Origin of the sequence: Actinoallomurus liliacearum (assembly GCF_039542035.1) — a bacterium.
Taxonomy (GTDB): Bacteria; Actinomycetota; Actinomycetes; order Streptosporangiales; family Streptosporangiaceae; genus Actinoallomurus; species Actinoallomurus liliacearum.
This window is the reverse complement of record NZ_BAABHJ010000040.1, coordinates 901,002-915,042: the sequence shown is the minus strand read 5'-3', so window position 1 is coordinate 915,042 and position 14,041 is coordinate 901,002. Positions and strand designations below refer to the sequence as shown.

Below are 14,041 nucleotides of genomic sequence, written 5' to 3'. Positions count from 1 at the left end.
TCTCCCGCCCCGGAACCACGTCGATCGTGCCCTGAGCGTGGTTGGTGTACCAGCCCGCGTCATCCCACTGCCGCCACCGCACATCACTGGTGTGGAAGTTCTTGTCGACCGGGATGACCTTGCCATGCGGGTACTGCGGGCTCATCAGCACCGTGCCCGACGACACCGGCCGGTTGTGCCGGTCCAGTTCGATGACGGTCGCGTCGAGCTGTGGCTGCTGGGAGATGGGTTTCGCGTCGTCGGCGGCGGCCAGCAGCCGCGCCTGCTGCTGCGGTGTCTGCGCGTCCTTGTCGACGGAGTTCGCCCGCAGGCTACGGGCCGCGGCGGCCGTGGTCGGCGGGTCGGTGTCGAGGACGTCCTGGAACCTCAGGCCGTCCATCGTCTGCTGAAGCTTGTTCGCGATCTCGCTAACGGAGCCGTTCTTGGGCCTTGCGGCCGCCTGGGCCGGCGCGATGGCCGCGCCGATCAGCGCGCCCGCGGCGGCGAGGCATACGACGCTCCGCCCCCAGATCCGAGATTTTGACATGGGGTCAAGGTAGCCAGAAGATCGTTTTGGTAACGACCGAATCGCGGATTTCGACAGTCTTGTTACGCGGCCCCGGCGCGGCCTGCGTCCGCGCCGGGGCCGACGCGGTCAGGAGAACCAGCGGTGGGGATGCCGGGTCAGGCTGTAGCCGGCGACGCCCGCCACGGCGGCCAGCACGCCGCCGCCGATCGTCCACCACCAGCGGGTCGACGGCCAGGAGAACGAGAACCAGCTCTTGGCGCGCTGGACCGGTTTCGGCGCCGAGCTGACCGCCGACGGATCCGCCGAGGGCATGGCGTCCGGGGCCACGGTCGCGCCGGGGTTGACGGCGGGCGACAGCGGGGCCTTGAGGTGCGCGCCGGACGGCTCGGCGTTCCCGTGCTTGGCGCTGATCCGCAGCCGTACGTCGATCGGCAGGCCGAGGCCCTGCTCCGGCAGGTCGGCCGCCGCCAGCCGTACGAAGTAGGTGCCCGGCAGCGGGTCGCTGGACCAGGGCTCGGCCCAGGACCGGATCTGGCGCAGCGTGCACTGGAGCGAGACCTTGGCCGCGCCGGACTGCGCGGTGACGGTCTGCGGGCCCGCCGTGCAGGCCTGCCGCCGGCGCAGCCCGTCGAAGACCTCGACGTTCCAGGTGCTGGCCCCGAGCCGGTTCGAGTCGGTGGGCAGGGTGATCGTGACGGCGATCCGGTCGGTCTGTCCCGCCGCCGCGGCGAACGACCAGTAGAGGTAGTCGCCGGTCGACGCGGACAGCCGTGCGGCCTGGCCGGGCTGCACGGTCGTCGCGGTGAGGAACGACGTCCCGGCGGTGCCGATCGTCGTACGCGGCTTGGGCGACGCCTTGCCACCGGCGAAGGCCGGTCCGGCGGTGGCCAGCGCGAGGGCGGCGGTCGCGATCGACAGGGACAGGAGTCTCGTGACGCGCACGGTCAGTTCTCCTTCCAGATGGCGATCCGCCAGCGGGCGAGCCAGCCGACGATGAGCCCGGCGACCAGGCCGGCGGCGGTGAGCACGACGAGCAGCAGCCAGCCGCGGCCGAGGTCCGGGCCGTTCGGCGTCGGCGAGGACGGCACGACGTCGACGGTCAGCTCCAGCGGCATGCCGGGCGTCGTCCGTACGCCGGGCGGTGCGGCGAAGGAGTTGCTCACGACCAGGCAGACGGTGCCGGCCGCGGACCCTCCTGTGCCCGCCGACGCGGAGGCGCTCGGCTCCGACGAGCCGGTCGGCCGCTGGTCGGACCAGCGCAGCCCGGTGGACAGGACGTCGGTGCGCCCGCTGCTCGCGTCCGTGCCTCGCACGAGTTCCTGGCCGTCCTGGGACGTCGCGCGCAGCAGCACCCCGTAGTCGGGGTTCAGCCTGCGGTCGAGGGCGACGCTGACGGAGGCGCGCAGTTCCTGCCCGGGGCCCACGGGGACGCGGTAGTAGCGGTGCTCGCTGATCCGTTCGCGGTCGGTGTACACGCCGGGCGACAGCACCGGGGCGTTGGTGCACTGCGTAGCGCCCGCGACCTGCTGCGGGGTCCGCTGGTACGTGCTGCCGGCCCGGTGCACGAGCTGGTTGAGCCGGCTGGTGAGCTGCTGCTGGTGCTGGACGGCGGTGTACGTTCCGCCGGTGGCGTCGGCGATGCAGGTGAGCTGCCGCCGGACCTTGTCGTCCAGGGTCAGCCCGAGCGTGTCGATGACGAGGTGGGTGCCCTGCGCGGCGAGCTCACGGGCGACGTCGCACGGGTCGGGCGGCGCGCAGGTGTCCTCGCCGTCGGTGATGAGGACGATCCGCCGGGTCGTCTCGCCGGTCCCCAGATCTTTGGCGGCGGCGCGCAGGGCCAGGCCGATCGGGGTCCAGCCGGTGGGGCGCAGCGTCGCGATGGCGGCCTTCGCCTCGACCTTGTTCACCTGGGCGACCGGGCTGATCTGCTGGGTGTCACGGCATCCGACGGACTGGGGGCTGCCGGGGAAGCGGTAGCGGGACCCGAGGACGCGGATGCCGAGCTGCGTCTCGCCCGGCAGGGCGTCCACCACTTCGTCGAAGGACTGCTGGGCCACCGATATGCGGCTGCGTCCGTCGATGTCCCGAGCCCGCATCGAGCCGCTGACGTCCAGGACGAGCTCGACCTTGGGCGGCTCCGTGGCAGTGGCCTTGGCGGCGCGGGCGGGGGGCGCGCCGAACATCGCCAGAGCGGCCAGCATGCACAGCAGGCCGGCCGCGGACCGTCGTCTGATGATCACCCGAGGATCCTAATGATCATCAGATGGCGCGCTAAATCGGAATCAGGACCGTGACTCCGTGCCGTGCATGCCGTACCGCTCCTGGTCCGACGGGCGGGGCCCTTCGGGGCCGTCGCGGCCGACGCGCAGCATCCGCGAGACGCGCACGATGCGGAACCTCCGGTCCAGCACCGCGAACTCCGGCCCGCTCATCGCCTCGATCTGGTCGGCGGCGTCGTTCCACTCGGCGATCTCCTCAGGAGTGGCGGGCTCGCCCTGGAACTCCAGCAGCCGGGGCAGCAGCTCGCTGAAGTACTTCGCCAGGTGCGTACGGGCCTGATCGGGACCGTCCGCGCCGGTGAGGGGGTCCCAGGAGTCTCCCTTGATCTCCACCACCGTGTAGGTCGGCGGGAGCAGGACCACGCCTGGGTGGGTGCGGATCGCGTGCCGGGCCTCGATCTGCACCGTCTCGGGGACGGTGCCGGGGATGGGCAGGTGCCCGACGAGGTTCAGCCGCAGCTGCGCCTCCCACTGCCCCACCGGCGTCCGCGGGTCGATGAGGTGGTCCTCGAGCATCCGGGCGCCGTACGGAGGGTCGGTGTCGGTGGGCCGCGGCGGCTCCATCAGCCGCTGTCCGATCAGGGTGAACTTCTCGATCCTGATCACCCGGTAGCGGCGGTCGCCGATCTCCCACTCGTCCTTGGGAAGCTGCTTGCCGTCCTCCGGGTCGAGCCGGTCGGCCGCCGCGCGCATGGCGCGGACGGTCTCCGGGTCGTCCTCGTCCTTCGACCCCATCCGCAGGGCGGCGGCCAGGGAGTACCGGGCGCCCTCCGGATCGCCCGCGCCGACGCAGCCGATGCGCCACTCGGTGCCCTTCTGCACGGCGTACCCGAAGTCGGGCGCTCCCGCCGGGAGGAGCTTGGTGAAGGTCCGGATGCGGTCCCCGAGGTCCCGATCACGCATCGCGGCGACCGGGTCGAGGTCCGCGACCACATTGATGTAGTCGTATCCAGGCATTAACGGAAAGGACATGGGCCCATCTTTACCTGCGAACTCCGGGGCGCGCATCGCTTTCCCCGGATCCAGGGGAAAAGCGGTCCGGCGCGGCGATCCCCTGGTCGGTGCGGCCGACGACGGTTTTAGCATTCTGGGCAGTGAGGATTTACGAGTTATGTCGCTAATGACCATAAAGAGGATTGAAGGCGCCGAAAGCGGCTTATGGACAACGCCTCGGATCCGGGATGGACAACCGGCCGAGGCGATTGTCCACTCCAGCGGTAATTGGACAACCACCGTCCTATACAGGTCCTGCCGTGCGAATCCCTGCGCGATTCGCTCTTTGTCACAGCCCCTCACGGGAGGACCTGAAGTGAGTCTTCGCCATCCCGCGCTACGGCGTCTGGCCCTCGGAATCGCGGCCACGATCGCCACCACCCTCACCACGGGGATCATCGCCGCCACCACTCCCGCGCACGCCGGTCCCTGCCCCGCCGCCGATCCGTACTCCGGCGCCTGCACGACCCCCGTCCCCTACAAGGTCAAGGGGACGGACGGCACCCTCGCCGTCCAGACCATCCCCCAGGTCGACCACGTCAAGAAACGCGTGCGGGAAGGCGCCGGCATCGGTGTGATCTGCCAGATCAACGACGGCGGCACCGACCCCTACGACCACCTGTACAGCCACACCTGGGACTTCACCACCGCAGGCGGCTGGGTGTACGACCACTACGTCACCACGCCGCCCCAGGACCCGAACGGCTGGTCGCGCGGGGTCCGCCACTGCGGCGCAGGCCCCACGTCGTCGGGCGAGCAGAACGGCACCCCGAGTTCGACCGGGCACCGTTCCCGGACCACTCCCCGCACGCAGCCGACCGCAACGCTCTCCGGCGCCTACCCCTGGCCGGCGCAGGACGCCTGGGTCGCCGACGGTCACGGCTACTACGAGGGCGAGTGCACCTCCTTCGCCGCATGGGCCGTTCGCTCCGACGGGCTGCATCACGCCGAATCTCCGGACTGGCTGGGCGATGCCGGTCAGTGGGACGCCCCCGTCGACAAGACACCGCGCGCCGGAGACGTCGCGCAGTGGAAAGGCGGCCGCAACGGGGCCGGTACCGCCGGCCACGTCGCCTACGTCGAGGCCGTCTACGACAACGGCACGATCAAGATCGAGGAATACAACTGGGGCCGTTTTCACCGCTGGAACACCCGGATCATTCCCACCTCCGACCCGAGCCGATTCCTGCACTTCTGACAGCAGAAAAGGACGTTGAATGATGGCCTTCAAAGCGATCGTGCCGGCCGCAGCGATCATCCTGTCCGCCGCCTCCGTCGTACTGACCGGGACTCCGGCGCGGGCGTGCACGACCGATCCCGGCACGGGGGAGTGCGCCTCCGCGCCGGCGCACTACAACGTCCAGGGCACGGACGGAACGCTGGTGGTGCAGCGGAACCCGCACGTCGGCGACCCGCTACGGGAACTCAAGGAAGGCGACGAGGTCGCGGTCGTGTGCCAGACCACGGACGGCGGCGACGACCCGTACGACGGGCTGGCCAGTCACACCTGGGACAAGCTCGCGGACGGCGGGTGGGTTTACGACCACTACGTCACCACCCAGGCGCAGGGCACCGACGGCCGCTCACCCGGCGTACCGCCGTGTGACTCCGAGACGCCCAAGACCACGTCCGCCACCGACGACGGTTCACAGCCGTTCGTGGCCCTCGGCGACTCCTACGCCGCCGGCACCGGCACGTATCAGGACGACGACCCGGGAAACACCGGGAACTGCCATCGCTCGACGGCGACGTATTCGTGGATGTACCCCCAGTCGTACCACCTGCCGTCCTGGCTCGGCGACACCCGTCCCGTCCTGCTCGCCTGCAACGGCGCCACCACCCACGACATCGTCGAGAAGACCGGCGACCGGCCCTCTCCCCAGGTCACGGACCGCAGCGCACTCGGCGCGAACACCCGCCTGGTGACGCTCACCATCGGCGGGAACGACGTGAAGTTCGCCGACATCCTGAGCAACTGCATCAACGGCCTGAGAAGCCAACAGGACGTGGACGACTGCTGGAACAAGAACCTCACCGAAGCCGACGCCAAGATCGACGGCCCCGACCTCCGGAACAGCCTCAAGAACGCCTACACGGCGATCACGGCCAAGGCGCCCAAGGCACACCTCGTCGTCCTCACCTACCCCGACGTCTTCCCCGCGCGGCTACCGGCCAACGCGGCCGACTGCGGCGACACACTGGGCTACGGAACGAAGATGAGCCAGCCCGATCTCGACCGCGTGCACCGTACGTGGCACAAGCTGAACGCCCTCATCACGGAGGTCGCCAAGCAGGCCGGCGCCGCCGTCCTCGATGAGGAGAAGGCCTTCGCCGGACACGACATCTGCACCGACGCGGGCAGCCGCTACGCGAACGGGCTCATGCAGGGCAGGCACGACCACAACACGGCCAGCTTCGGAGCCCACGACGACGAGTCCTACCACCCGACCAAGGCGGGCTACGCCCGGGAGGCCGACCACCTCGCCCACTTCGTCTCCTTCACCTGGGGGAACTGAACCGACCCCGGCCAGGCCCTCCCGGCGACACCGGGAGGGCCTGCCCTACTCGCGAGCGCGTCGCGGCGGCGAGTCGGCGTCCGTCCAGGAGCCGGGGCCGGCGTCGGTGTCCAGGGCGACGTCGGCGCGGTCCCACGTCGTCTCGCGGGTGAGCAGTTCGGCCTCCTGCGCCGCCCACCTCTCCCAGTGCGGCGCGTAGGCGTCACCGTCGCGGTCGAGCGCCCGCCGCCGGCGGGTCCGCTCCCCCGCCTCCAGCCAGACCAGCACGCTCGCGTAGCCGGCGGCACGACGCGCTCCGGCCCCGACGCCTTCGACGATGAGCAGCGCGGGCGGGGAAAGCTCGATCGGCGTCCGCCAGCGCGCGGCCGTCCAGTCGTACCGTGGGACGTACGCGGTGCGCTCGGCGGCCAGCGGAGCGAGGACCTCCGCGACCAGCAGGTCGACGCCGTGCTCGAGGCCGTCCCAGCCGCCGTAGAGGTCCTCGAGGCTCACCACCGGCGCGCCCGACTCCCGGTGCAGCGAGGCGGCGAGCGTCGACTTGCCGGAGCCGGACCGCCCGTCGATCGCGATGACGCGTGTCCGGCCGGCGCGGGCCGGCGCCGTGCGCAGCCGCGCGGCCAGGTCCCGCACCCACCGACGGTCGATCTCGCTCACCGGCCTATCGCCCGTGGATCAGGGCCGTGATGTCGGCGAACAGCCGCTGCGCGGCGGCGGCCGCCTCCTCGGAGGTCAGGTCCATGTTCTGGATGAAGCCGTGCACCAGTCCGGGCTCCCGCCGGTGCACGGTGCGGACCCCGGCCTCGGCCAGCCGGTCCGCGTAGGCGTCGCCCTCGTCGCGGAGCGTGTCGTGCTCGGCGGTCACGAGGATCGTGTCCGGCATGCCCCGCAGGTCGGCGGCGAACAGCGGGCTGGCCGGAACGCGCGTCGCCGGATCGGGCGTCCACTGCTCGACGGCCCAGGCGAGGAAGTCGGCCGCCGGCCCATAGTCGGCGCTCTTCTCCTGGACGCTGGGCCGGGACAGTGTCAGGTCCGTGTTGGGGCAGATGAGGATCTGTGCGCGGGGCAGCGGGCCGCCCTCGTCGCGCAGCCGCAGGCAGGCCATCGTCGCCACGTGGCCGCCCGAGCTGTCGCCCGCCACCGCCACCGGCTCGACCCGGCGCAGGACGTCGACCACGTCGTCGATGGCCGCCGGGTACGGATGCTCGGGAGCCCGCCGGTAGTCCACGGCGAGAACCTCCACGTCGCACGCCTCGGCGATGCGCCGGCAGGTTCGGTCATGGGTGTCCAGGTCGCACATCACCCAGGCGCCGCCGTGGACGAAGACGACGAGCGGCCGCTCCTCCTCGGACGGGCGATAGTGCCGCAGCGTGAGTCCGTCCGGTCCGCGCACGTCCTCGACCCGGACCATCTCCGGGCCCCGGGGCCGCGCACCGGCCCGGCGACGGCTTCCATCACGCAGTTCATGCAGATCGGGTACGGCCATGAGCAGCGATCGTAGGTGCCGGATTCGACAAAGCAAAAGTCCCGGCGGGAGCGGCTTGAAGCCGCCCCGCCGGGACCGGTTCACAGGTCAGTTACCGGGCCGGGGGCCCAGGTCAGCTGCCGGGTCGAGGGGTGTGCGGCCCGGACGGCGTCGGTCCGCCGCCGCCGCCGGGTCGGGGAGTGCCCGGACCCTTGGGGCTGTTGTCAGGGTGGCGAGGAGTCATAGCTCTGCCCTTCTGCTCAGTTTGGGCGGCCATCGGCCGCTTCTTAGGAAGAGCGACCGTCGGCCGCTTCTTCCGGAAGAGACGGTCCGCAGCCTGCAATCGTGAGCAATCGTGAGCAATGGTGCGCTTCGTCACATCAGGGTGGTTAATTCGTTCGTGTCGGTGGTGGGTGGTCGGCCAGACTTGCCGCCTGTGACGTCTCTTCACGTGTTCGACATGGACGGGACCCTCCTCGAGGGGACGACGGCGAGCCTGCAGATCGCGCGGCACGTCGGGTCGACGGATGCGCTGGTCGAGTTGGAAGAGCGGTTCGCGGCCGGGGAGATCGATACGCGCGCCTTCTCGTCCGCCCTCCCCGCGCTGTGGCGGGAGCTGACGCCCTTGGACGTCGCCGCCGCGTTCGCCGCCAGTCCCTGGCTGTCCGGGATCCGGGAGGTGTGCGCGGACATCCGGGCGCGCGGGGAACGCTCGGTGGTGATCACCATGTCGCCCGACTTCTTCGCCCGCCACCTGCTCGACCTCGGCTTCGACGAGGTGGTGGCCTCCCGGTTCCCGGCCCTGCCGTTCGTCGAGCCGCTCGATCCGGAGAACGTCCTCACTCCCCAGGACAAGGTCCGGATCGTGGCGGAGATCTGCGAGCGGCACGACCTCACGCACGCGCGGTGCGTCGCGTACGGGGACTCGATGTCCGACGCTCCACTGTTCCAGCGGCTGACCAGGACGGTGGCGGTGAACGCGGACCACCACCTGGCCGACCTCGCCGCGCTCAGCTACCGCGGCAGCGACCTGCAGGAGGCGTACGCGCTCGGCCGTACGCTCCTCACCGAGAACTGACGCATCACGGGCGCGGGATGTTGCGCAGGTTGGAGCGGGCGAGCTGGACCATGCGGCCGACGCCGCCGGTCAGCACCAGCTTGCTCGTGGTCGTGGCGAAGCCGGCCAGTTGGCGGCCGGTGATGCGCGGCGGGATCGACAGGGCGTTCGGGTCGGTGACCAGGTCCACCAGTGACGGGCCGGGGTGCGCCAGGCCCTCGCGGAGCGCGTCGCGTACGTCACGCGGGTCCTCGACGCGGACGGCGTGCGCCCCGGCGGCGCGCGCGATCGCGGCGTAGTCGGTGTGCGGATAGGTGGTCGCGTACGGCGGAAAGCCCCCGACCATCATCTCCAGGTCGACCATGCCGAGGCTGGAGTTGTCGAACAGCACGACCGTCACCGGCAGGTCGTGGTCGACCAGGGTGAGAAGGTCGCCCATCAGCATCGAGAAGCCGCCGTCGCCGGACATGCTGACGACCTGCCGGCCGGGGTCGAGCAGTTGCGCGCCGATGGCCTGGGGCATGGCGTTCGCCATCGAGCCGTGCGTGAACGAGCCGATCATCCGGCGCCGGCCGTTCGGGGACAGGTAGCGGGCCGCCCAGACGTTGCACATCCCGGTGTCGACCGTGAAGACCGCGTCGTCGGCGGCCTCCTCGTCCAGGATTGCGGCGACGTACTCCGGGTGGATCGGCCGGTGGTGTTCGACGTCACGGGTGTAGGCGGTGACCACTCCTTCGAGGGCGTCGGCGTGCTTCTTCAGCATCCGGTCCAGGAAACGGCGGTCGGTCTTCTCCCGGACCCGCGGGATGAGCGCGCACAGCGTCTCCCGGACGTCTCCCCAGACCGCCACGTCCAGGCGGGAGCGACGGCCCAGGTGCTCGGCCAGGATGTCGACCTGGGCGGTGCGCACGTCCTCGGGCAGGAAGGCGGTGTAAGGGAAGTCGGTGCCCAGCAGGATCAGCAGGTCGGCCTCGTGCATCGCCTCGTACGCGGCGCCGTAGCCGAGCAGCCCGGACATGCCGACGTCGAACGGGTTGTCGTACTGGATCCAGTCCTTGCCGCGCAGCGCGTGCCCGACCGGCGCCTTGACGCGCTCGGCGAACTCCATGACCTCGTCGTGGGCGCCGGCGGTGCCGCGCCCGCAGAACAGCGTGATCGCGTCGGCCTCGTCGACCAGCCGCGCCAGCTCGGCGACCTTCGCGTCGCCGGGGCGTACGGTGGGCCGCTCGGTGACCATGGCGACGTCCCCGTCCGGGGACGGCGCCTCCTGCCCGGCGACGTCGCCCGTCACACTCACGACGGAGACGCCGGAACGTCCGACGGCGTGCTGGATGGCGGTGGTGACGACCCGCGGCGTCTGCTCCGGTGTCGAGATCAGCTCGGAGTAGTGGCTGCACTCGGCGAACAGCCGGTCCGGGTGGGTCTCCTGGAAGTACGCCGTGCCGATCTCGGCGCTGGGGATGTGCGCGGCGACGGCCAGTACCGGCGCCATGCTGCGCTGGGCGTCGTACAGCCCGTTGATGAGGTGCACGTGGCCGGGTCCGCTGCTGCCCGCGCACGCGGCCAGATGGCCGGAGAGCTGCGCCTCAGCGCCCGCGGCGAACGCGCCCGTCTCCTCGTGGCGTACCTGGACCCAGTCGATCGCGGCGTTGCGGCGTACGGCGTCGGTGACGGGGTTCAGCGCGTCCCCGACCACGCCGTAGAGCCGCCGGACGCCCGCGCGTACGAGCAGGTCGACGAGTTGCTCCGCCACCGTTCGCTTGGCCATCGCTCGGTCCCCCCGGTTGAGCGGCGGCCCGCCGGGCAATGATCGATCTCGGCCGAGTCGCCTTGGCCCTCGTACCAACTGTGCCCCGGTCCGCGACGATGCACACGAACGGGACCAGGCGGGGCCGCACACCGTCGGCGTGCGGCCCCGCGAACACCTCCCTACCAGCTGTGGATGCCGGCGCCGTAGGGGTACAGCGGATCCCCGTAGGTCGTCGCCGGTGACTGACCGGCGTCGATCTTCGCCCGGATGTCGGACCGCTCGGCGGCGGTCGCGCCCAGGTCGTACGGGAGGCTCCAGTCCTCGACGGCGTCGGCGGGGGTGTCCGTGCCGCCCGGCTTGAGGACCTGGTCGACGCTGCGCGGGAGCTGCCACGGCAGCGACCCGTGCGGCGTGTAGTCGCCGAACAGGAGGGAGGCCGTCGCCGGGCCGACCTCCTCGCCGCCGCGGTAGGTCATCACGATGGCGTCGGCGATGCCGTTCCACTCGGAGATCACCGTCGGCCGGGGCAGGTCCATGACCACGACCACCGGGATCCCCTGGTTGTGGAAGTTCTGGATGATGGCGAGCTGGTCCGCCGGCAGGTACGGCTGTTCCTTCACCCAGGCGGTGGCGTGCGTGTAGCTGGGCTCGCCGACCGCCACGACGGCCAGCTTGGGCGACGGCCCGCTGTCCTGGTAGACGTTGACGCCGTCCTTCGCCGCCCGCGCCTTGATCGCGTCCAGAATGTCCAGCGAGCCGTAGTTCTGGTGGAAGTAGCTGGTCCAGACGCAGCAGGCGGCGCCGTCGGTGGCACGCGGACCGGCCACCACGATGTTGTCGCCCGCCTTGAGCTTCATCGGCAGGACGCCGTCGTTCTTCAGCAGGGTGATGGACTCGCGCGCGGCCTGGTTGGCGAGCGCGGCGTATGACGGCTGGTGGAAGCGGTACGGGCCGTTCACCGGGTCGCCGTACGGGCGGTCGAAGACGCCGAGCTCGAACTTCAGCCGGAGGACCCTCGTCACCGCGTCGTTGATCCTGGCGATCGGCACGCTGGACAGGAAGCTCGCGATCGAGAATCCGGACGCGCCCGGGTCGGCGCCGCCCATCACGTCGGATCCGGCGTTCGCCGCGCTGATCCACGCGCCCGAGGGCAGCCAGTCGGTCGTGATCAGGCCGGTGTAGCCGAGATTGTTGCGCAGGTAGTCGAGGATCGGCTTGCTGTTGCCCGCGCCCGGCCCGCCCGGGTCGAGGAAGGAACTGCCCGCGTAGCCGGGCATGATGTTGACCGCCCCGGCGTCGAGCGCGGCCCGCCACGGGATCATGTGGTACTTGATCGTCACCGCGTCGTAGACGATGCCCGCCTCGCCGCCGGCACCCTCACCCGGCCAGTGCTTGACCGTCGCGAGGACCGAGGTCGGATTCAGCTCCGGCCCGCCCTGCAGGCCGGTCACCAGGGCGCGTACCTGAGCGGCCGCGACGTCGGCGTTCTCGCCGTTGCCCTCCTGGATGCGCGGATAGAGCACCTTGGTGCCGACCTCGGCCAGCGGCCCCAGCACGCCGCGCGTGCCGACCTCCAACTCTTCGCGGCGCTGCATGTCGCCCAGCTTGTAGTCGAGCGGGTAGTCCTTGCCCGCGGCCAGCGCGCTCTGCAGCGGATACGTGGTCTCGTACCCGGAGATCGTGTCGCCCGCGGAGACCGGCGGGATGCCCAGGCGCGTTCCGGCGGCGGCGCGGAGCACCTTGTCGAGGTCGGCCGGCTGCGCCGGGCCGAAGTGCCACCCCGACTGCGGGTACGTCTGGGCGTTGTAGAACATCTGGTACGCCTTCTCCTCGGGGGTCATCCGGCCGAGGAGGTCGGCCACGCGGGTCTCGACCGGCTGCCGCCAGTCCTCGTACGGCTCGATCGTCCCGTCCTTGTTGAGGTCGCGGGCGCCGTTCACGATGTTCACGCCGTCACCCGCCGCCGTGATCGTGGGCAGGTAGACGCTGAACGTGCGGATGTTCGACGTGGTCCTGGCACCCGACCCGCCGACCGCGACGACGAACCACCGGTACGTCCAGCGGTCGCTGATGTCCCAGGTCGGCGTGTAGCTCGTGCCCGTCGGCTCGGCGACCTTCGTGTAGAGATCGAGCAGCCTGCCGGACGCGGTGAAGTCGTAGTCGGTACGGCTGACGTTGAGCCACACCTCGTAGTGCGCGGCACCGGAGACCGCGGCCCAGGACAGGGCCGGGCGGCGGGTGTCGGTGACCATCGCGTGGTCGGCCGGCGCCGACAGCGCGAACTGGCCGGTGGTCGCCGGGGCCTTGGTCGGCGGGGACAGCAGCGGCGGCGTGTTGCTCGACGCGTCGACCGTGCCGAAGATCTGGAACTCCCAGAGCGAGTAGCCGTAGCCCGTGGCCCTGGCCGTTCCGTAGAAGCGCACGTAGCGGCCCTTGCCGGAGATCGTGAGGTTCTCGGTGCCGCCCTTGCCGGTCGTGGTGCTGTAGATGCTCGTCCAGTTCGTCCGGTCGTTGGAGACCTCGATCCGGTAGCCGGTGGCGTAGGCGTTCTCCCAGACGAGCGTGGCACCGGTGATCGTGGCGGCCCCGCCGAGGTCGACCTCCAGCCACTCGTTGTCGGTGTACAGGCTGGACCAGCGGGTGTCCGTACGGCCGTCCAGCGCCGCCGCCGGGGCGTTGCCGCCCTCCGCCGAGGAGGCCCGGACCTGCTTGAACGCGGAGATCGGGGTGCCGCTCGGCGGCGGCGTCGACCCCGCCGTGCCGTACACCTGGAACTCCCACAGCGAGTAGCCGTAGCCCGTGGCCCTCGCCGTCCCGTACATCCGGACGTAGCGGCCGGTGCCGGAGACGTCGAGCGTCTGCTTGCCGCCGGTGCCGCTGGTGGTGCTGTAGATCGTCCGCCAGGTGGCGGCGTCGTCGGAGACCTGGATCTGGAAGGCCGTCGCGTACGCCGTCTCCCACGTGAGGACGACCTGGGAGACGGTGGCGGAGGCGCCGAGGTCGACCTGCAGCCACTGCGGGTCGCTGAACGCGCTCGACCACCGGGTACCTGTGTCGCCGTCCACGGCCGCCGAGGCGGGGGTGCCGGCGCTCTCGACCGACGAGGCGGTGGCCGGCTTGCCCTGCGAGAGCAACGTGGCGGCCGCGCTCGCCGAACCGGACAGGACGGTCCCCGCACAGGCGAGGAGCAGGGTCAGGATGGTGATCACTACTGCGGGCATTGCGGGACGGTGTTCCGCTGCCCGGGGACGGGGCTTCATGGGGGCGGCTCCTCTTCGCGGACACGGCGGAGCGGCGAGGAGACCGCCCGCCGTGACGCTGGTGGCGGGAAGGACTCCCGGCGGGGGTAGGGGCTCTGACGTGCACCGGGAGCTGAGGAGCGCGCTCTCCCGAGAGACTGATCGGGATCTCGACCGGTGTCAATACTCGGAGAAGGAGTTTTTTCGGAGCTTATATTAAGGCCCTGCTTAGGGCGC

General features: G+C 70.9%; 11 protein-coding genes. 3 read left to right on the top strand and 8 right to left on the bottom strand.

The genetic code is table 11. The features are described from left to right. The 4 genes from ABD978_RS43090 to ABD978_RS43075 form a co-directional block, all read right to left on the bottom strand. On the bottom strand, positions 1 to 526 hold a 526-nt coding region (locus ABD978_RS43090), incomplete at its 3' end, for a hypothetical protein (RefSeq protein WP_345367396.1). Between the two features lie 108 nt (positions 527 to 634). Next, complete coding sequence (locus tag ABD978_RS43085) at positions 635 to 1,450, bottom strand: hypothetical protein (RefSeq protein WP_345367394.1); 816 nt, start codon at positions 1,448 to 1,450, stop codon at positions 635 to 637. 2 nt (positions 1,451 to 1,452) lie between these two features. After that, positions 1,453 to 2,748: a VWA domain-containing protein gene (locus ABD978_RS43080; RefSeq protein ID WP_345367392.1), complete on the bottom strand. Its 1,296-nt coding sequence runs from the start codon at positions 2,746 to 2,748 to the stop codon at positions 1,453 to 1,455. A 42-nt stretch (positions 2,749 to 2,790) separates the two neighbouring features. After that, the gene (locus ABD978_RS43075; protein WP_345367390.1) at positions 2,791 to 3,759 is read right to left on the bottom strand and encodes a DUF5954 family protein; all 969 of its coding nucleotides are present in this window, start codon (positions 3,757 to 3,759) and stop codon (positions 2,791 to 2,793) included. A 337-nt stretch (positions 3,760 to 4,096) separates the two neighbouring features. On the opposite strand from ABD978_RS43075, the gene ABD978_RS43070 reads away from it, so the two are divergent. Together ABD978_RS43070 and ABD978_RS43065 are read left to right on the top strand one after the other, a co-directional pair. Beyond that, entirely contained in the window at positions 4,097 to 4,978 is an 882-nt protein-coding gene (locus ABD978_RS43070) for a CHAP domain-containing protein (RefSeq protein ID WP_345367388.1), read from the top strand. 19 nt (positions 4,979 to 4,997) lie between these two features. Continuing rightward, the gene (locus ABD978_RS43065; protein WP_345367386.1) at positions 4,998 to 6,296 is read left to right on the top strand and encodes a GDSL-type esterase/lipase family protein; all 1,299 of its coding nucleotides are present in this window, start codon (positions 4,998 to 5,000) and stop codon (positions 6,294 to 6,296) included. Between the two features lie 45 nt (positions 6,297 to 6,341). On the opposite strand, the gene ABD978_RS43060 is transcribed toward ABD978_RS43065, so the two are convergent. Together ABD978_RS43060 and ABD978_RS43055 are read right to left on the bottom strand one after the other, a co-directional pair. Continuing rightward, complete coding sequence (locus ABD978_RS43060; protein ID WP_345367384.1) at positions 6,342 to 6,950, bottom strand: nucleoside/nucleotide kinase family protein; 609 nt, start codon at positions 6,948 to 6,950, stop codon at positions 6,342 to 6,344. Positions 6,951 to 6,954: 4 nt separating this feature from the next. Next, on the bottom strand, positions 6,955 to 7,779 hold the full coding sequence (locus tag ABD978_RS43055; protein WP_345367382.1) for an alpha/beta hydrolase: 825 nt from the start codon (positions 7,777 to 7,779) through the stop codon (positions 6,955 to 6,957). 415 nt (positions 7,780 to 8,194) lie between these two features. On the opposite strand from ABD978_RS43055, the gene ABD978_RS43050 reads away from it, so the two are divergent. Further along, positions 8,195 to 8,836 carry an HAD family hydrolase gene (locus ABD978_RS43050; RefSeq protein WP_345367380.1) on the top strand — a complete coding sequence of 214 codons (642 nt, stop codon included), beginning with the start codon at positions 8,195 to 8,197 and terminating at the stop codon, positions 8,834 to 8,836. 4 nt (positions 8,837 to 8,840) lie between these two features. Here ABD978_RS43050 and ABD978_RS43045 read toward each other — a convergent pair whose 3' ends face one another. Both ABD978_RS43045 and ABD978_RS43040 read right to left on the bottom strand, forming a co-directional pair. Further along, a complete protein-coding gene (locus tag ABD978_RS43045) occupies positions 8,841 to 10,583 on the bottom strand; it encodes a pyruvate dehydrogenase (RefSeq protein ID WP_345367378.1) in 1,743 nt (580 codons plus the stop codon). A gap of 161 nt (positions 10,584 to 10,744) precedes the next feature. Continuing rightward, complete coding sequence (locus ABD978_RS43040) at positions 10,745 to 13,786, bottom strand: discoidin domain-containing protein (RefSeq protein ID WP_345367376.1); 3,042 nt, start codon at positions 13,784 to 13,786, stop codon at positions 10,745 to 10,747. Between the last annotated feature and the right edge of the window lie 255 nt (positions 13,787 to 14,041).